The 19,812-nt window shown below is 61.2% G+C and carries 11 protein-coding genes; 1 reads left to right on the forward strand and 10 read right to left on the reverse strand.

What is annotated here, in order from left to right:
• Positions 1-17 precede the first annotated feature (17 nt).
• From A9404_RS06435 to A9404_RS06480, 10 genes are all read right to left on the reverse strand, one after another.
• Positions 18-1,508, reverse strand: a complete 1,491-nt coding sequence (locus A9404_RS06435; RefSeq protein WP_082922791.1) for a GGDEF domain-containing protein — start codon at positions 1,506-1,508, stop codon at positions 18-20.
• A gap of 3 nt (positions 1,509-1,511) precedes the next feature.
• Positions 1,512-2,795 (reverse strand): WD40 repeat domain-containing protein, encoded by a 1,284-nt coding sequence (locus A9404_RS06440; protein WP_156521266.1) that lies wholly within the window; start codon positions 2,793-2,795, stop codon positions 1,512-1,514.
• Positions 2,796-3,208: 413 nt separating this feature from the next.
• Positions 3,209-4,963, reverse strand: coding sequence for a methyl-accepting chemotaxis protein (locus A9404_RS06445; RefSeq protein ID WP_066099431.1), 1,755 nt, complete (start codon positions 4,961-4,963; stop codon positions 3,209-3,211).
• A gap of 491 nt (positions 4,964-5,454) precedes the next feature.
• Complete coding sequence (locus A9404_RS06450) at positions 5,455-6,432, reverse strand: sensor domain-containing diguanylate cyclase (protein ID WP_066099432.1); 978 nt, start codon at positions 6,430-6,432, stop codon at positions 5,455-5,457.
• Positions 6,433-6,452: 20 nt separating this feature from the next.
• A complete protein-coding gene (locus tag A9404_RS06455) occupies positions 6,453-7,646 on the reverse strand; it encodes an S-methyl thiohydantoin desulfurase domain-containing protein (RefSeq protein WP_066099433.1) in 1,194 nt (397 codons plus the stop codon).
• Between the two features lie 285 nt (positions 7,647-7,931).
• Positions 7,932-10,466, reverse strand: a complete 2,535-nt coding sequence (glgP, locus tag A9404_RS06460) for an alpha-glucan family phosphorylase (protein WP_197490457.1) — start codon at positions 10,464-10,466, stop codon at positions 7,932-7,934.
• Positions 10,467-10,661: 195 nt separating this feature from the next.
• Positions 10,662-12,047 carry an MBL fold metallo-hydrolase RNA specificity domain-containing protein gene (locus A9404_RS06465; protein WP_066099434.1) on the reverse strand — a complete coding sequence of 462 codons (1,386 nt, stop codon included), beginning with the start codon at positions 12,045-12,047 and terminating at the stop codon, positions 10,662-10,664.
• 23 nt (positions 12,048-12,070) lie between these two features.
• Positions 12,071-13,054: an LOG family protein gene (locus A9404_RS13615; protein ID WP_066099435.1), complete on the reverse strand. Its 984-nt coding sequence runs from the start codon at positions 13,052-13,054 to the stop codon at positions 12,071-12,073.
• Positions 13,051-15,468 (reverse strand): phosphoenolpyruvate synthase, encoded by a 2,418-nt coding sequence (ppsA, locus tag A9404_RS06475; protein ID WP_066099436.1) that lies wholly within the window; start codon positions 15,466-15,468, stop codon positions 13,051-13,053. The genes A9404_RS13615 and ppsA overlap by 4 nt, the downstream gene beginning before the upstream one ends.
• A 145-nt stretch (positions 15,469-15,613) precedes the next feature.
• Positions 15,614-18,100: a plasma-membrane proton-efflux P-type ATPase gene (locus A9404_RS06480; RefSeq protein ID WP_066099437.1), complete on the reverse strand. Its 2,487-nt coding sequence runs from the start codon at positions 18,098-18,100 to the stop codon at positions 15,614-15,616.
• 481 nt (positions 18,101-18,581) lie between these two features.
• Here A9404_RS06480 and corA point away from each other — a divergent pair, with 481 nt between their 5' ends.
• Entirely contained in the window at positions 18,582-19,742 is a 1,161-nt protein-coding gene (gene corA, locus A9404_RS06485; RefSeq protein WP_066099438.1) for a magnesium/cobalt transporter CorA, read from the forward strand.
• Positions 19,743-19,812: the final 70 nt, after the last annotated feature.

Genomic DNA, 19,812 nt, shown 5'->3' on the forward strand with positions numbered 1-19,812 from the left:
TGGGGGTGCTTACGCGATCAGGCGAGCGCCTGCTGATGCTCGACTTCGGCAACGCACACCCGGTTTCGGCCCGCGAGTTTGGCCTGATACAGCGCGTGGTCGGCACGGCGGAACAGCCGTTCGAAGTCGTCATCGGCCTGCAGTCCCGCCACGCCAAAACTTGCCGTCAACTGGTGGGATTCCGCGATGGTTACTTGCCGCACCCGCTCAATAATCCGCTCCGCGATTAGCCGCGCGGCGCCGAGTTCGGTATGTGGCAACAACAGGACGAATTCATCCCCGCCATAGCGACCGAGCAGATCTGTGGGCCGTAGTAAGGATTGCGCTAATTGCGCAATCTGCTGGAGGGCCTGGTCGCCGACCTGATGGCCAAATTTGTCATTGATTTTCTTGAAATAATCGATATCGAACACGATCATCGCCAGGGGTTTGGCATCCTGTCGGCTATACGTAATTTCCTGTGCTGAACGCTGTACCAGTAGATCGCGTGACGCCGCCTGGGTCAGACTGTCGGTAAATGCGACTTTGCGCAGTTTCAGGTTATCCGCCAGCAGGGAGGGAATCGCGAGGCCAAAGAGCGTGTTGGCAGCAATCACGTTGATGGCGAACTGATAGACCATCACGTAGTCCATCAAACCCAGCACATGCACCCAGAATGCGATCAGAAAACTCGACAGCGCTACGCTGCTGACATTCAGGAATGCCGACTCGGAACAGGCAATCCACATATGCGGGATCACCAGAAAGAAAATGGCAAAGGCACTGTTCGGCGAATGGGTGACTTTGGCCAGGAGCATGCACGAGACCAGCAGTAACGCATTCAGCAGCAACTTCATCAGGGAACGGGCGTTGAATGTCTGCTGATCCAAACCGGGCAGGTCCGCCAACTGAGGGAAAGCCCCCGGCTGCACCCAGTTCAGGAGGCCGACGAAGAAAGGGGCCATGACCATGACTCCAGCCATGTCACCGATCCAGAATGGCAACCAGGTGGAGGCCACGGCGTCGGGGGACATCATCTCGGTCATCACCAGCGTCGGCAGAACCAGCCAGGTGGCGAAGAAGGAGCTGACTGCCGCAATCACCAGGAAAAGCACGATGATCACGCTCATATCCAGTGACCGCCGCTTGATGAGCACACGCAGCACGTTGGCACCAATGGCGTAGGGCAGAATATGGGCCAGACCGAACAGCAGGCCAGCTTTCAGGATCTGAAAATCACCAAGCGAAATATCGTAGGCATGCACGGTATAAATCGTGCTCAGCACGCAACCGGCCAGCAAGGCGGGGAGTATCGAGAAGCGGAACAGAAGCAAGGAGGCGAAGGTGAGCCCCGCCGCCGGGAACCAGACACTGGCGTCGTGGGTATACTCGACCAGTGCACCGATCTTGAACACGAACAGCCAGAGCAGGAGCAATGCACCATTGCGCAACGCCCAGGAGCGTTGCAAACGGCCGACCCACAGCCGTTGATCAGAGTATGGCGCGGGGGTCGGACCTTCAAATTTCACTTACTACAATTTCCAGTAATAGATACTGCCGTCATCACTGCCGCCCACCGCCGTTCTACCATCAGGAGTCAGTGCCATTGGCCAATTCATCAGCCGAGTGTCATATTGCCACAATTGTTGACCAGATCTAGCATCCAGCAAATAGAAGTTCCCCGGCGATTCGTCTTGATTGATACCGCCGCCCTCTTCATCCGGTTCGCCATCGGTCGCCGTGACCAGCGTTGCATCCCGATCCAGTGACACCCCCGGATTAACCCCGTACAGCAAGGAATGAGTCCAGCCCGGTTGCGGCGCCCATACTGGAAAATTGGCGATTTCCGATTGGGTTTGCACGACATCAACCCGATACAACACGCCGGTATCGCCCTTTTTGTCGCCGATAGGGCTCTGATTGGCGCCGACCACGATGACCAGTTGTTTTGCCGGCGTTTCGGTAATGGCGATGGCATAAGCGATATCGAGCGACGCCAAGTCCGGCTTGTAGACAAAAGCTGTCGTTGGCTGTACCGCCTGAAAGAACGCACAACTGCCGTCGTGCAGCGATGCGGCCGCATAAACGCCGTTCTCCGTGGCCACCACACGCATCACACCCTGGGCCTGGTCATAAGTCGCCACGGCACCGAATTTGCCGTCCGTCACTTCAATCTGTTGTACCAGGCCGGTATAGGGTTGAGTATTGTAGTTAATCGCGCCAACCCACACCCGGTCGCCAGAAGCAGCCAACACGCCGCTGTAGCTGGAGAAATCCGTCGGCAAGCCGATGCTGTCGCTCTGTGACCAGGCCGACAACGCCAAATCGGAACAGCCAACCGTATATTGGCAGGACTGCAATTCATGTTCGAAGTATTGGTAGAGCCGCAACTCATGCTCGAAATCGGCGAGCAGTAAATTACCGTCATGGGAAAATGTCAGCTGATTGACGCGCGACGGGAGTTGATTGTCCTGAAACAGGATGCGGCCATCCGTGGCATCGACGATATACAAAAATCCGGCGGTTTCGCCCGTCTCTCCGCCACACGCAGCAAAGCGCTTGTCGTCGCTGATAGCCACCCAGAACACGCCCTGCGTGGCGTCTGGGCCTGACACTGGGACACGCCATACCTCGGCGCCTGTGGCGTCATATCCATAAAAACAAAACTGCCCGGTACCAAATTCACTGGATGAACCGCCGACAGTCAACTGACCATCCGGACTGACCGCGACGGAATTGATCTGCAGACTGCTTTGCGGCGTCGCCAGCCAGGTCGGCTCACCGAGAAAGATATCTTGAGGTGCTGTGGTCATCATGAGGTTCCTGATTGTGGATGAGTGGCCATCGCCCTGCCGAGGCGGACTGACCCGTCCGATATCGTGTCTGACCGGGCATGCCGCTTCTATGTGGCGTTACTCATTATCTGTCAAAGGACCAATCCGTACATGCACAAGCTCATGACAGTGGCACAGAAATATCGATGTCGCGTACATCGGCGGGCCTTCGAGGTTCTGGGTTCGAAGTTTTAGATCCCTCATGAGAAGCGCACCGCGCGGTCCTGAACAGACTGCGCGCTATGGGGTCTGGGGAAGGGGCTTCTTTGGACGGGGACAGACTGAGAAATCAAGCATCGGAGCGCCATTCGCAATGAAGTTCCGGCAAACACCTATTCAAGAACAACGGATTCCCCCCCCCTCGAACCCGATGCTCCCGAGCCAGAACCTTGGGCTCAAACTGCCCCGCGCGCGGGGGTGACTGCCCCTTGAGACCGAGGTACCGCACGGCGCGTGCGTGTGGCCAACGCCGCGGAGCTCGACCGCTCCTCAACCATCGCATGAGACAGCCTTCTGCCAGGGAGGCGCTTGACGGTCTGGTTGCTCGAACCAAGGTTGTAGGCCGACACGATCCGCTTGAGATCATCAGACAGTGCCTCGATTTCGATACCCAATGACGCATTGTCCCGACTCAGGCTCGCGGCCGTGTCGGTCTGACTACGAATCTCGGTGATGTTGCGATTCATTTCCTCGGCCACCATGCTCTGTTCTTCCGTGGCCGTGGCGATCTGCGCACTCATGTCACCGATGCGCTGCACCGCCGTATTGATATAGCCTAGCGCCTGCTCGGTCGCCGTCGCCCGTTCCTTGACGTTCTCCATCTGGCTGTGTCCCTGCTGGACCACGTCCACGGCCTCGACGATCCCGCTGCGCAACTGTTCGATCATGTCGCGGATTTCAATGGTCGAAGATTGGGTCTTGGCGGCCAGGGAACGCACCTCGTCGGCCACCACGGCGAACCCGCGCCCATGTTCGCCGGCACGCGCCGCCTCGATCGCCGCGTTCAACGCCAGCAGATTCGTCTGGTCGGCAATGCCGCTGATCAGTTTGACCACGTTCTCGATCGCATCGCCCTTGGTGCGCAGCGTGTCAATCACCATGGCAGTGCCATCCAGCCGCGCCGACAACTGGTTGATCGCTTCGTGCGTCCGCTGCAGTTCCTGTTGCCCTTCGGCCGTCTGCTTCTGGGCCTGCGCCACGGCCTCGGCGGTCTCTGCCGCGTTCCGCGCCACATCCTGCACGCTGGCGGTCATCTGATTCATTGCCGTCGCAGCCATCTCGGTTTGCCGCATCTGATGCTCGAGCCCCTTGACCGACTGTTCACTGCTGCTCGATAGCTGCTCGGCCACCGACGACAGGGTCACCGAAGACTCCGTGAATTCGCCGATCACCGTAATCAGTCGGGCTTGCAAGGATTTGGTGGACTCGGTAATCACCCCCACCTCGTTACGCCCAAGCACGTCGATTTTTTCACGCAATTCGCCAGCGGTGATTTTTTGCAGCCAGTGCGCCGTGCGATGAATCGGCGCGAACAGCGACCGGATGACCAAATACATGGGAATCGGCCACAAAACACCGAGCAAACCAATCACGAAACGCATGGTGGACAGATGATCCGCCCCACGCAATAACAGCAGAAAATTGACGATCTGAAACAGCATCAGGCCCAACATGCCGATATTAATCAGCATCAGCGCGGACAGATTCGTGATCTGTCGCTTGCGGGGCACGACGGCATCCGGAGTGTCGTTCAATTGGCGATAGAGACGCTCGGCAATCGCGATTTGTGCGTCCGTCGGTCGCGTACGTACCGACTGATAGCCAATGATCTCCTTGCCTTTGTAGATGGGGCTGACATAGGCATCCACCCAATAGAAGTCGCCGTTCTTGCAGCGATTCTTCACGAGGTTTCGCCAGGACTCCCCCCTTTTCAGGGTTTGCCACAAGTCCCCGAATGCGGCGGGCGGCATGTCGGGATGACGAACGGTATTGTGATTCTTACCGATCAGTTCCTCTCGGGAATAACCGCTCACATTGATGAAGTTGTCGTTGACGTAGGTAATGATCCCCTTGAGATCCGTCGTCGAAACCAGAAAATCATCATCGGAGAAGGTAACGCTATTTTGCGTAACTGGAAGATTTTTTTTCACGAATCCATCTCTTTATTATGTAGTTATCGATCGAAGCACTGATCTTCAGACCAATCCAAAGGAAGATTCAGAACCCCACCCAAGACGTGTCATTTCGGCACCGGCCACCCCCAAGCATGTACCGGAGAGAAGCGTGCTCATCCAATACGCGGGCGGCACGACTGACCAGGCCGGGGGAAAACACAGCAATATCCATACCATTACCGGGGATATTCTCGTTAAGGGGCGTATTTCCAGGTTTCGAGGCGGATTTGGCGCTATCGACGCACGGATTACGTGCAGTCCGTGACATTAACGCTCTGACAAAACGCGCTTTTTACGACAAGAACGGCAAGAAGGCCCGCCTTTACCAAGCCGATGGACGATGGTTGCAACGTGATCGGAATGGGTAGGAAGGACGCCGTCCACTCGGCATGACCAGGGCAAAGGAGAGATGGTGCACCTTGGCGTGCAACTCAGGGCCGCACCGATCCGGCGAACAGGAATGCAGCTCAGGCAGGGAGCAGATGCACGCAGTTCCGCCCCGAGTCCTTGGCACCATACAGTGCCCGATCCGCCTGGATCAGCAGATCCCTGAACGAGGTACAGGTGGGCGAAAGGGTGGCCACCCCGATACTGAGCGTCACGGAAAGAACGGCATTTTCGGCGGCGGAAATCGGTAGGGCTGCCACGGTAGCGCGCAATCGCTCCGCCAGACCCTGCGCGTTGGTGCCATCGGTTTCGGGCAGGATCAAGGCAAATTCCTCACCGCCGATCCGCCCAACGATATCCACGTCGCTGCGAACGCTGCGCAGACAGGCATCCGCCACGGCACAGATCACCCGATCCCCGGTGGGATGCCCCCAGGTATCGTTCACCTGTTTGAACAGGTCGATATCCGCCACGAGCAAGGACAGCGGATGCGCCAAACGAAGGGCTCGCTGCACTTCGCTGACTCCGACCTCCATGATCTGCCGTCGGTTGGCGATCCCAGTCAGCGGATCCGTTGTCGCCAGGGATTGCAGCATCAGATTCATCTTTTCGAGCAATGCGTTCTGGCGAACCAGCTTGCGATTGGCCGCAGACAGTTCAGCCTCGCGCCGCTTGCGGTCGTCGATATTGAACGTGACGCCGATGAAACGCTGCCCGGACGTTTCCAAATGACGATCCATGATCTTGCCGTAGTTGGCAAACCAGACCCACCGACCATCCTTGGCTCGAATTCGGAACTCGCAGCGATACTGGGCGCTATCCCCGGCGACGTGTGACTCGACGGCGCAGCGGATCACCGGGATATCATCCGGGTGGATCAGCTTGAACAATTCATCCATGTAGGCCCCGGACTCGTGTTCGCCGTAACCCAGTTCCGCGAATATCTTGGAAACCTTGCGGGTCACTTCCCCCGTAACAAGATTGTTTTCCCAGAGGTCGAGACCGGCTGCCTCCAGGGCCAGTTCCAATCGTTCCTTGTTGATGTCGAAATCGTCCATTCCACCCACTCAACCGCCACTTAACCGGAATAAGGTAACGCGCCGGCAAAGCCGATCTTGCGCAACAATGTCGCGAAGGACGCAAGCACACCCGGGGCATAGGTGAAAGCGGGCACGGCAGCGACCTTGATGACACTGACCGCCAATCCCGTACTCCGCCCTGTCCTGAAGTCGAAGTATGTCGCCAGATCATCAGTGGCGTTGGAAAAACCACGCCCCGTACTTTCCGAGTAATAGCAGATGGAATCCGGAGCGATGACGCAGGGGTCAGTCTGCTCGCTCGAATACATGATCAGATTTTCGTTCAGGTTGTAGAGATAGACGGTGGCCGCGCTGTTAATCGGGTCCGGCGTGTTGTCGAGGCGAATGATGCCCGCATCGAGTGACGAGGCATTGGTCGACTCGCTCACCTCGGTGATGTAGAAGTTGGTCGCGACCGGTGTGGCGACCCGTTCCGTCAGTTCCGCGATCCGATTCGCGACATCGACAGTCCTGCGAGGCACCGAGCCGGCGAGAAGGTATTCACCCAAGGCATGGGCCTGGGACAATGTCCCGAACAGATACCCCTCGCTCAGGGCATAGCCGTTGGTCGCATTGGAGGGCCAGAGTGCAATCCCAGAGAAGCTGCCGAAAGCCGCAGTGGCGACGATCCCCCCCGCCAGCGACTCCACCTGGGCCGCGGTGGGCGCCCGCAGCACCGCGGATTGCGCCGCCTCTGGCGATCGGGCGTCGTCCGCCAGCGCACAGGGCGTCGCAGCCAATGCTCGGCAACCGCTGTAGGTGGTCTGGGGCAATTCCGGTACGGCGCGGCCCGCCCCATCCCCATCCACCACCCAGGCGATCGAATTGGTGGACAGGGTTGCGGCGATCAAGGGAATGAGCGAATTGACGGGACCGACTTCGACAGGGACCACCGTGCCCAGCGCCATTCCGGTGGCCACCTCGAAGGTACAGACCGTATGCGCAATGGCACGCTCCATGTCGGCCAGGGTCAGGGTGTCTGCCGCGTCCGGAGAGCCCATCAGGGCGAGGACGCAGGCATTGGTGGCACCGTCATAGGGTTGCACGACCACCGAACCGGACCACCCCCGCTGTTCCAGTTCGTTCAGTACGCGGACGGCATCGGCATAGCTTCCCCCGCCACCGCTGCCAAGCACGGCGGCACCCGCCGCGATCTGCCGAAAGTCGTTCAGCCCATACTCAAGACCAGCCATGTCTCGTTCCTTTGGTGGGTCACCTGCAGCCAGGCAGGCACTCAATTCCGAGCCGATAAGTGGGACAATATCCCACAAATCGACACATCCCCATGATTTTTACGTCGTTTTATCCATCGACAACAAAGAAGATTACCCTAAAGCCACCCGGGATAGCCAGCGGGAAATTGGATCATCGACGGTACCCCGGAGCCGACGCGAATCAGGGCGTTTTTATTCCATTTTTCGTGAATTCAAGGATCGAACACCCGCAAATCCGGCAGAACTCAACCACCGCATCGAAAGTCATTCGTGATCCCAGAGGATGTGCCGCGAATCCAGCGGGATTGACGCCAGGGGATGATTCGGCACGACCCGAACCGTGTAGTCGGCCACGGAGCGGTTCGTGGCCACATGCGCGGTGTAATGGAAGCCATTCACGGCGCCGGGCAGCGGCTCGGAGCGCACCAGCACATGTCTCTCCGGCGCGGTATCCGCTTCTACCGAGTTTGCAAACAACTGCACGCAGACATCGTCAACCTGCAGATCATCCAGGAATACCTGAACATCAACGTGCAATACCCCCGCCTCTACGCCGAGATTGGCGCCCCCGATGCGCACCGCCGGCCAGTGCGCATCAATGCGGCGCGCCCAGTCCTGGAGTGCACGAGCCGCCTCACCGCCACGCGCCAATCGGTTGCCCACGGCCCGTGCAGCGGGCAGGTAATAGGTTTCGACGTATTCCCGCAGCATCCGGTTCGTCGAATAGACTGGGGTGAGGTGCGCCATGCTCTCGCGCACGCGGGCGACCCAACGCTGCGGGATGCCCCGGGCGTCCCGCGCGTAAAAGTCGGGGATCACGGATTCCTCAAGCACCTGATAAAGCATCTCGGCTTCGTGTCGATCCCAGACCGGATCGGAATCGTGCTCCGCCCGATCGCCCAGCGCCCAGCCCACATCCGGGGTATAGGCCTCGGCCCACCAACCATCGAGCTCGGACAGATTCAGCCCCCCGTTGACCAGGACCTTCATGCCGCTCGTGCCGCTGGCCTCCCAGGGTCGACGCGGGGTATTGATCCAGACGTCGACGCCCTGCACCAGTTCGGCCGCAAGCGCCATGTCGTAATCCTCGATGAAGATGACGTGTCGGCTGAGCGCCTCGTTCTGCCGGATGAACTCGAACCACTGCCGGATCATGGCCTGCCCGGGGCCATCCTTGGGATGTGCCTTGCCCGCCAGCACCAGTTGCACGGGGCGATGGGGATCACTCAGCAGCCGAGCCAGTCGTTCTGGCTGTTCCAGCAGAAGATTGGGTCGCTTGTAGCCCGTGAAGCGTCGGGCAAACCCCAATGTCAGGGTATTGGGGTCGAGCAGATTGACGGAAGCGGCCACCCGATCCTGCGGTTCGCCGCGGTTGGCGCGTTGCAGGGCAATGCGGGCCCGCAACGCGCCGATCAGGCCATGCCGCTGCTGGGCACGGAAATTCCACAGGGTTTCGTCGTCGAGTACGGCGACCTTCTCCGCCACCGGCTTGATTTCGCCGCTCCATCGAGCCTTGCCACAGGCCCGCGTCCACAGGGCGTCGGCCGCCTGCGAATCCCAGGTTGGGGTATGCACGCCATTGGTGATGTGGCCGATGGGCACCTCGTCCAGCGGCCAACGGGGGAAAAGCGGGGCAAACAACGCCCGCGAGACGCTGCCATGCAGACGGGAAACGCCAAAGGCCGCCCCACTGGCCCGCAAGGCGAGATAGGCCATGTTCAATGGCGCGTCCGCCCCATCCGATACGCCGCGGCCAAGATCGAGCAGCGTGTCCAGATCGATCCCCCATTGCGTCGCATACGGTTCGAGATACTGCCGCGCCAACAGGGGATCGAACCGGTCAAAGGCCGCGGGCACGGGGGTATGGGTCGTGAAGATGTTTCCGGCCCGTGTGGCGCGGAGCGCCGTGACAAAGTCTACGTCCAGTTGAGGCATCGCACGGGCGGCCCGCTCCAGCACCGCGAGAGCGGCATGCCCTTCGTTCAGGTGGCAGACGCGCACCGGGAGATCCAGCGCTTCCAGCAATCGCCAGCCACCGATGCCCAGAATGATTTCCTGCGCCAGACGGGTTTCGTTGTCGCCACCGTACAATTCGCCGGTAATCCCGCGATCCCGGGGATTGTTCACCGGATGATTGGCATCGAGCAGATAGAGATGCGTCCGCCCGATCTGCACGTCCCAGCAACGCAGTTGCAGGCTGCGTCCGGGCAACTCCACCTGGATTCGCAGCCAGCTGCCGGAAGCATCGCGCAGGGGGAGAATCGGCAGCATCGCCGGATCGTTGAAGGGGAAATAGGCCAGCTGCTCGCCATTGCCGTTGATCGCCTGACGGAAATAGCCCTGCTGATAGAGCAGGCCGATACCCACCATGGGCACCCCGAGATCGCTCGCGGTCTTGAGCACATCCCCGGCCAGAATCCCGAGACCACCGGAGTAGATCGGCAGCGACTCGCTGAGCCCGAACTCCATGCTGAAATAGGCTACGAGCCCCAGTTCCTCCCCGCGCTCGACGCGATCGAACCAGGTGGTTTCGGCAAGATTCTCGGCCCGATCCCGGATGATGCGCTGAAACTCGCTCATGAATGCTTCGTCCGCGGCCAAGGTATCCAACCGTTCACGCGAAACGCTCTGCATGATGAGCCAGGGGTTGCCCGTGGCCTCCCAGAGATCCGGATCGATCAGCCGCCACAGCTCATCAGAAGCGTGGTTCCAGCTCCAACGCAGATCCAGTGCCAGAACCGACAGCGCCTCGAGCGGGGGGGGCAACTCCCGGGGTAAATACGGTTTCAGATCGATCATGACAGATGCCCTCCTTCGGTACGGGACCGTGCGATTCGGCAAATCTGGAATTGTCGGGCCGGGTGCCCTAGGGCCTGTTCACACTAAATCCAAACCAGCGACGTAGGCCGTTTTTTCCCGGAACAAGGCGCATTGAGCGCGGTGTGCTTTATGCACACAAGCGAAATGCAACGCAGTTCCGGGGAAAAACCCGGGTTACAACGAGAGTTCATCCCCTTTCTTCGGCATGCTGACCTTCGTCTTCCGCGCCGCAATCAAATCGGCGAAGGTACGCATGGCCTTTTCCTCACCGTGCACGAGCACTGTCCGTTCCGGCTTCAGGGCGCCATGCCAGTCCAACAGTTCCGCCTGGTCGGCATGGGCGGAAAAGCCATTGATGGTATAGAGCTTCGCCCGGACGGGAATCTGTTCGCCGAACAGCTTGACCCGCTTGGCACCGTCGATCAGGACGCGCGCCAGCGTACCGGGTGCGGCGAAACCGACGAACACCACGCTGGATTCCTTACGCCAGAGATTGTGCCGAAGGTGGTGTCGGACGCGACCGCCAGTACACATCCCCGAGCCGGCCATGATCACGGCGCCGCCCACGAGGCGGTTCAGGGCGATGGAATCGGCCGTTTCCCGGACGAATCGCAAGGCGGGCAGCGCAAATGGATCCTTGCCGTTGTTGAACAGATCGCAGGCCTCGGCGTCGTAGCATTCGGGATGACGGCGGAAGATCTCGGTGGCCGAAATCGCCATGGGGGAATCCAGAAACACCGGAAGATTCTTCGGCAGGCGGCCCGCCTCGATGCCTTCCCGCAGGTAATAGAGAATTTCCTGCGCCCGCTCGAGGGCGAAGGTGGGCACGATCACGTTGCCGCCGCGCGCAAAGGTTTCGGTGATGGCATCGTAGAACTCGTCGATCGACGGGGCCAGCGCCTTGTGCGCGCGATCGCCATAGGTCGTTTCCATGACGACCACATCCGCTTTGGGCGGTACCTGAGGATCACGCAGGATCGGCCGCCCCTTGTTGCCGAGATCGCCGGAAAAGATGATGGAACGGCGCTTACCCGTAGTCTCCTCGATGCGGATGCTGGCCGATCCCAGGATATGCCCCGCATCGTAGAAGGTCGCCGTCAGCTCCGGCGCCAGTTCGATGGTTTCCCCATAGTTTGCCGTCCGCCCGAACTGATCCAGGGCATTCAGCGCATCCAGCGTGCCATAGAGCGCAGGAGGCGGGCGACGACCGTGACGGTGGGCCTGACGACTATGGCGTTCCGCCTCCTCCTCCTGGAGATGGGCCGCGTCCAGCAACACGACCCGCGTCAGTTCACGGGTCGCGGCCGTCGTGATGATCTCGCCCGTGAATCCCCGCTTGACCAGCAACGGGATGCGCCCGCAGTGATCGAGATGGGCGTGGGTGAGCAGCAGGATGTCGATGCTGGCCGGGTCGAAGCCGAAGTCCTCGGCATTTTCCTCGTCGAGTTCGCGCCCACCCTGATACAGGCCGCAGTCGATCAGGATACGCAACCCCTTGGCGTGGAGCAGATGACAGGAGCCGGTGACGTCGCGGTTGGCGCCGTGAAAGGAAAGCTTCATGCGAATGACTGCCTCTTGATGGGTTATGAGGGGGTATTGGCGGCCGCATCCGAGGCGCCGTTGAAGAGCGAACTGCCGTTGGCCTTGTGCCAGGCGCGGATCCCCGCCCAGGCTTCTTCCGCCGTTTCGGCATACCAGAACAATTCCGTGTCCTCGGCATCGATGCTGCCCGAGTCCACCAGAAAATCGACGTCGAACACGCTGCGCCAGTAGGCTTCGCCCACCAGCACGATGGGAATGGGCGGCACCTTGCGGGTCTGGATCAGGGTGAGCGCCCCGAACAATTCGTCCAGGGTGCCGAAGCCGCCCGGCAAGGCCACGATGGCCGCCGCCCGCTTCATGAAATGCAGCTTGCGCAGGGCGAAATAATGAAACTGGAAACAGAGCCCCGGCGTGAGGTACGGATTCGGATACTGTTCGCGCGGCAGGGTGATGTTGAGCCCCACCGTTTTCGCGCCGGCCTCGAAGGCGCCCCGATTCGCGGCCTCCATGCCGCCGGGTCCGCCGCCCGTCATGACGACCAGACGCGAGTCCTTCGGGCCCTCGCCGGCCTTGCCCACGAGATAACCCAGCTGGCGACCCACATCGTAGTATCGAGATAGCTCCATGCGCCGTTCCGCCAGACGCAGGGCACGGGCGCAGCGGGCATCGCCGGGATGGGCGGCCAACTCGTGATGCGCGGCGGCCAGCTGTCGACGCGCCGTCTCCGGCTCGCGCAGACGGGTGCTGCCGAACACGACGATGCAATGGCGGATGTCATGATGCGTCAGCGCCTGCTCGGCCTTCAGGTAGTCGAGTTGCAACCGGACGCCGCGGGTCGTGTCGGTATGCAGGAAATCGACGTCGCGGTCCGGCTCGAGGTAGGAAGGATCCTGCATGATCGCCTGCAGGCGGGCGGCGACTTCGGCATCCTCCTCCGGGGACTTGGGATGCTCCCAGGGCAGCGGCTCACGACGCTCGATGGGGTGCGGCGGCTGGGGAATCTCGGTGTGACGGCGGCGGGTCATGCGTCTCGCCCGTCATCGCGGGGCTTTAGCCCCAACCCTGCCTCCAGTTCCAGCACATGCCGCGTGGTAGCGATCACGGTATCCGGGTTCAGGCTCATCGAGTCGATACCGAGCTGCACCAGATATTCGGCCATCTCGGGATAATCCGACGGCGCCTGGCCGCAGAGACCGGAGTGAATACCGTTGCGCCTGCAGCCTTCGACCGCCAGCCGGATCATCTCCTTCACGCCGTCGTCCCGCTCGTCGTAGTCGAAGGCGACGATCTCGCTGTCGCGGTCGACGCCGAGGGTGAGCTGGGTGAGATCGTTCGAACCGATGGAGAAACCGTCGAATCGCCGGGCGAACTGATCGATCAGGATCACGTTATTGGGGATCTCGCACATGGCGTAGACCTGCAGCCCGTTCTCGCCGCGCTTGAGGCCGTATTCGGCCATCTTCGCCAGCACGTCGTCCGCCTCCTGGACGCGGCGCACGAACGGCAGCATCAGGATCACGTTGGTCAGGCCCATGTCCTCACGCACGCGCTTCATCGCCAGGCACTCCAGGCGAAAGCCCTCGGCGTAGGCGGGATGGGCATATCGGGAGGCGCCCCGGAAACCGATCATCGGGTTGGACTCTTCCGGCTCGAAGTCGCTGCCACCGATCAGGCTGGCGTATTCGTTGGACTTGAAGTCGGACATTCGCACCACGACCGGCTTGGGCCAGAAGGCGGCGGCGATGGTGCCGATACCCTCGGACAGGCGCTGGACGAAGAAGGACGCGCCGTCGGCATGGCCGTGGATCAACCGGTCGATCGTCTTGCGTGCGTCGGCGACCGTGACCTTTTCGGGGTGCAGCAGCGCCAACGGATGAACCTTGATGGACTCGTTGATGATGAACTCCATCCGGGCAAGCCCCACGCCGTCGTTCGGCAGGAAGGAGGTCTTGAAAGCGAGCTCCGGATTGCCGAGGTTGATCATGATCTCGGTGGCCGGGCGGGGGATGTCCCCCACTTCCGTATGATCCACGTGATAGGGAACCGCTCCCTTATAGACACGTCCGGTATCGCCCTCCGCACAGGAAACGGTGATCTCGTCCCCATCGGGGATGCGTGTGGTGGCCTCCCCGGCACCGACCACGGCGGGAATGCCGAGCTCCCGGGCGATGATCGCGGCGTGGCAGGTTCGCCCGCCGCGATTGGTGACGATCGCCGCCGCGGTCTTCATCACCGGCTCCCAGTCCGGCGTCGTGATGTCGGCCACCAGCACTTCGCCGGGCTGGAAGTCCGCCAGATGATCCACATGCGTGATGATCCGCGCACGACCACTGGCGATCTTTTCCCCGACAGACCGCCCGGTGATGAGCACCTCGCCCTTGCCGTCAAGCACATGACTTTCCAGCATCGTGACCCGCCGCTGCGAGGCCACGGTCTCAGGCCGGGCCTGAACGATATACAACTGACCGTCCAGACCGTCCTTCGCCCACTCCATGTCCATCGGACGGTCATAGTGCCGCTCGATGGTCAGCGCATATTCGGCCAGTTCCAGCACATCAGCGTCGGTCAGGCAGTACTGCTGGCGCTCGGTCTCCTTGGTAGCGATGTTTCGGGTGGTGTGACGCGTCGAGCCATCCACATACACCATCTTCACCGCCTTGGCGCCCAGGCTGCGACGCAGCACCGTCCGATGCCCCGCCGTGAAGGTCGGCTTATGCACGTAGAACTCGTCGGGATCCACGGCCCCCTGCACCACGTTCTCGCCCAGGCCGTAGGCCCCGGTGATGAACACCACGTCGCGAAAGCCCGATTCGGTATCCAGGGAAAACATCACGCCGGATGAGGCCAGATCCGAACGCACCATCTTCATCACGCCGATGGACAACGCCACCTTGAACTGATCGAAGCCCTGATCGATCCGGTAGTGGATCGCCCGGTCGGTGAACAGGCTGGCGAAATCCCGGCGACAGGCGTCGAGCAGGCTTTCGTCACCCTGCACGTTGAGATAAGTATCCTGCTGGCCGGCGAAACTGGCCGTCGGCAGATCCTCGGCGGTGGCGGAACTGCGCACCGCCAGGCTCAGATCCTCGCCGTACTCTTCCTGCAGCAGCCGATAGCCGGCGATGATCTCGGCAGCCAGATCGTCCGGCAGGCCGGCACCGTACACGATTTCCCGGGCACGCTTGCCGCGGCGGGCCAGATCCGTCACATCCTCGGGATCGAGGTCGTCGAGGGCATCGTGCAGCGCCTCCCAGGCGCCCGCCTGGTCCAGCATGTAGGTATAGGCTTCCGCCGTGATCGCAAACCCGTTGGGAATGCGCACGCCTTCGGACGTCAGCTTGCGGTACATCTCGCCGAGGGAGGCATTCTTGCCTCCGACGAGCGGGACGTCCTCGATCCCCAATTCCTCGAAAAACCGGATGTATTTGAACGTACCCACGACGCATCTCCCTGATGTGATCAAATTTTCAGCGACGGCTCGCGACGGGAATCGCCGGGAAATCGACGCCCCCGCCCCCCAGAAGAACGCCGGTTACGGTACCCCCGGTCACCTGCCGCGGACAAGCAAAATGCGCCGGTAGGTGTCACGAAGGGTGCCGGTTGAGCTTGCTGCCCAATACCGCGAGAAACCCCTTGTGATGCGACATAGACCGGTTGAGATGTCGGTAGACCGCCAGCTTGGCCCAGTCCTCGATCACGACCCAGACGAGGCAGTACAGCCAGATCAGCCCGACGTACGCCCAGGGAATCGGCGAGACCAGCAGGCCGAAACCGGCGATCAGCGCGGCAATGGTTTGCGTGCCGAGAATGGCGCCCAGCAGGATCGGTGCGGGGAACGGCCGCGTCAGCATTGGCTGTCGCGTCCGCGCGACAAAGAGCGTGAGATGGCCGGCGACCGAGAGTTTCAGGAAGATGATGGTCTGGATCTGATCGATCGGCAGGGCGAACCATACCTTGACGATGATCAGCAGCAGGAAGGTTTCCACCACGCCGATCAGGCCGAGGATCGTCGCCAACGTCAGTACCCGGTGCATCTGCCAGCGCACGGGTTTGGGATCCAGCCAGGTGTTGTCCACGGCGATGGCCATGATTGGCAGGTCGTTCAGCAGCGCCAGCATGATGATCATGATCGCGGTGATCGGATAATGGTCGAACACCAGCATGGCGGCGACCATGAAGATCATGATCCGGATGGTTTCCGTGATGCGGTAGATCGCATAGGCGTTCATACGCTCGAAAATGCGCCGCGCGCCCTCGATGGCCTGGATGATCGTGGAAAGTCCCGGCGCGGTGAGAATCAGATCCGCCGCCGCCCGTGCCGCATCCGTGGCCCCGGACACGGCGATGCCCACGTCGGCCTGCTTGAGCGCCGGCGAGTCGTTGACCCCGTCCCCGGTCATGGCCACGAGGTGCCCCTGGGCCTGCAGGGACCGGACGATATCGTACTTGTGCTCCGGAAAGACCTGGGCGAAGCCATCCGCCTTGGCGATCCGGTCGGCCGCGTCGGCAGGCGGCTTGCCGTCGCCATCGAACAGAGCCGTGGCCGGCTGGATGTTCTTGCCGAGACCCAGCTGACCGGCGATCTCGCGGGCGATCGCCACGTTGTCGCCCGTGACCATCTTGACCTGGATACCGTGCCCCCGCGCATTGTCGATCGTGTCCCGGGAATCTTCACGCGGCGGATCGAACAAGGGCAGAATGCCCAGAAACTGCCAGTGCTGCCCGTCGTCCATCTGCGCGACGCCGAGGGTGCGATCCCCCTTCTCCGCCAGTTCGTCGATGATCCGGTTCGCGCGCTCGGTCGTTGCGGCATCCACCCGGCAGAGCTCGAGAATGACCTGAGGCGCCCCCTTGGTGACCTTGAAGGCCTTGCCGTCCTTGCTCTGGATACGTCCCTCGGTCCGCTTGCTCACCGGATCGAACGGCACGAAGCCCGTCTGGGTATAGGCGTCGAGCAGCTTGGGATCGCTCAATCCGCCGATCACGGCAAGATCGATCGCGTCCTTGTCCTCGGCCTTGGACGCCAGCGCGCCTGCCAGGATCAGCGCCTGGGCATCCGCCGCGCCGAATACCTCGGGATTGCCGAGGGTGAGTTTGTTCTGGGTAAGCGTGCCGGTCTTGTCCGAGCAGAGGATGTCGATGCCGGCCATTTCCTCGATCGATTGCAGTCGCGAGACGATGGCCTTCATCTTCGACAGAGCCAGGGCGCCGACCGCCATGGTCACCGACAGCACGGCCGGCATGGCCACCGGAATGGACGCCACCGTCAGGATGAGCGCGAACTGCACCAGCTCCAGGAAGGGGGTACCCCGGTACAGCTGGACCAGCAGCAGGAGTGCAACGAGCCCGAGGCTCATGAAGATGAGATAGTCGCCGATGGCCAGCACGGCTTTCTGGAAATGGGAAGGGGCCCCAGCCCCCTGCACCAGCCTCGCCGTACGACCGAAGAAGGTGTCGCCCCCCGTGGCGGTGACGACGGCCACCATCTCGCCCTGCTTGGCGACGGAACCGGAATAGACCACCTCACCGGGTTTCTTGTCCACCGGCAGGGATTCCCCCGTGAGCGCAGACTGATCGACCGCCAGGTAATCCCCATCCACCAGCTTGGCATCGGCCGGGATGATATCCCCGAGGCGCAGGCGAATGATGTCGCCGGGCACCAGCTCGGCCGCATCGACCTCGCCCCATTGCCCGTCGCGCCGGACCCGTGCCTTCAGGGCCAGCTGACTCTTGAGCGCTTCCAGCGCGTTCGCCGCCTTGAACTCCTGCCAGAACCCGATGCCGGCATTGAAGATCAGCATGACGAGGATGATGATGAAATCCGGCCAGTGGCGCACCACGGCGGAGAGCACGGCCGCCACCTCGATCATCCAGGGAATCGGCCCCCAGAAATAACCGAGCAGCTTCAGCAGCGGATTGATCTTCTTTTCCTCGAGGGCATTTCGACCGAATTGCGTCAGCCGTTGCACCGCCTCGGTGGCCGATAGCCCCTGTTCGCCGGTACCCAGCCGTTCGAACGCCGCCTGAGTGTCGAGTTTTTCCGCCTGATCCGCGTCGAGATGATCAACCATGCCATCACTCCTTAACTGAACCGGAAACGACCGATCACCCTCCGCGCCGGATGGGTGAAACCAGGGTGCAGCAGCACTGTGCCGAGGGCGGTGCCGGACAACACACGGCATTGGACAACGCCCTGGCAAATAGATTCCTTCCCTACTTATATCAGGGTTTTCACCATGAACGCCACCCGCCCCGAACCCGGGAACGAACCACAGGCCCAGGCACCGGGCTTTCCTTCATAAGAAACATCGAGTTGAATGACCATCCATTCCAAAACAAATGCCGGGAACCGCAGCTTTAGCTTGTGGCGCGAAGCACTGGGATCAGCCGGCATGTTCAACGGCGGGGATGCTTAAACCGGCGAATACGCGCAAAAATCCCGCCGCCGGTCCGATCGCCGAAGAAATTGGGCAATAATCCCGTCATCGCCTATTCCCGAAACACCGACCCCGGACGAACGCCGCCCGGCGCAGCTGCCTGACGAGGACCGCCATGAACCACCCTGCCCCTCTTGCCAATCGCGTTGGTCTCCCCCCCGGGGCGCTGCTGGACGACACACTCCAAACCCCCGTGCAATTGCGCGTGGTTCACTATCTGGCGGACCAGATCGAGTCGCCCGCGCCCGCCAGTCTCGACACGTTCGCCCGCTGCGTCGCCGAAACGGACGGCGTGAGCTGGCTGCATATCCAGGGGCTGCCCGGCAAGGCGCTGCTCGAGGAATTGGGCAGTCGATTCGGCATCCATCCCCTGGTACTCGAAGACATCCAGACGCGCGATCACCGGCCCAAGTTCGACGAATACCCCGAACACCTGTTCGTGGTCCTCAGCGTACCGCGCTGGCAAAACGGATTCGTGATTCTCGAGCAGTTCAGCCTGCTGCTGGGTGAGCGTTACATCATCAGCATCCACGACTCGATGCAGGACATCACGGAAACACTGTGTGCCCGGCTTTCCCAATCCACTGCCCGATTGCGCACGCATGGGGCCGACTACCTGTTCTACGCGCTGATGGATCTCGTGATCGATCAGGCCTATCCCCTGCTGGAAACCTTCGGGACCACGGTGGACGAACTCGAGGAGCACCTCGTCACACAGCCGCAGCGGGAAACCCTGCCGGATATCCAGAACGCCAAGCGCACCCTGATTCGCATCCGCCGTCAGCTCTGGCCGACGCGCGAAGTCATCAGCCACCTCATCCGGGGCGTGCAGAACGACCAACTGCTGGATGCGGGGCTCCGTCCCTATCTGAACGACCTTTACGACCACACGATTACCGTCATGGACATGCTGGAAACCTACCGGGACGTCGTGACCGGGCTGATGGACATTTATCTCTCCAGTGTCAGCAATCGTCTGAACGAAATCATGCGCACCCTGACGGTGATCTCGACGCTGTTCATTCCCCTGACTTTCATCACGGGCGTATACGGCATGAACTTCGGCAACAACACGGGCAGCCCCTGGGCCATGCCGGAACTCCGCATGTATTTCGGCTACCCAATGATTCTCGGATTGATGCTGCTGGTCGCCCTCGGCATGCTGCTGTTCTTCCGGCGACGGGGGTGGATCTTCACCGATCGGCAGCCCGCGTCCCGCGGACGCGGGGCGAGATGCCGGCATTCTATTCGGCCGCCATCAGCCCCCACCAGTTAGCAAGCCCCACGGCGAGGCAGAAAAAAGGCCCGGTCGAGCCGGGCCTTGATCAACGAGGGCAGTCATGCCC

This window comes from Halothiobacillus diazotrophicus, from assembly GCF_001663815.1.
Lineage (GTDB): Bacteria > Pseudomonadota > Gammaproteobacteria > Halothiobacillales > Halothiobacillaceae > Halothiobacillus > Halothiobacillus diazotrophicus.

What these genes read in the sequence shown, in the direction of transcription:
- A9404_RS06440 (WP_156521266.1), bottom strand. Translation starts at nt 2,795, where the DNA reads ATGATGACCACAGCACCTCAAGATATCTTTCTCGGTGAGCCGACCTGG.
- A9404_RS06450 (WP_066099432.1), bottom strand. Translation starts at nt 6,432, where the DNA reads ATGGACGATTTCGACATCAACAAGGAACGATTGGAACTGGCCCTGGAG.
- A9404_RS06455 (WP_066099433.1), bottom strand. Translation starts at nt 7,646, where the DNA reads ATGGCTGGTCTTGAGTATGGGCTGAACGACTTTCGGCAGATCGCGGCG.
- glgP (WP_197490457.1), bottom strand. Translation starts at nt 10,466, where the DNA reads ATGATCGATCTGAAACCGTATTTACCCCGGGAGTTGCCCCCCCCGCTC.
- A9404_RS06465 (WP_066099434.1), bottom strand. Translation starts at nt 12,047, where the DNA reads ATGAAGCTTTCCTTTCACGGCGCCAACCGCGACGTCACCGGCTCCTGT.
- A9404_RS13615 (WP_066099435.1), bottom strand. Translation starts at nt 13,054, where the DNA reads ATGACCCGCCGCCGTCACACCGAGATTCCCCAGCCGCCGCACCCCATC.
- A9404_RS06480 (WP_066099437.1), bottom strand. Translation starts at nt 18,100, where the DNA reads ATGGTTGATCATCTCGACGCGGATCAGGCGGAAAAACTCGACACTCAG.
- corA (WP_066099438.1), top strand. Translation starts at nt 18,582, where the DNA reads ATGAACCACCCTGCCCCTCTTGCCAATCGCGTTGGTCTCCCCCCCGGG.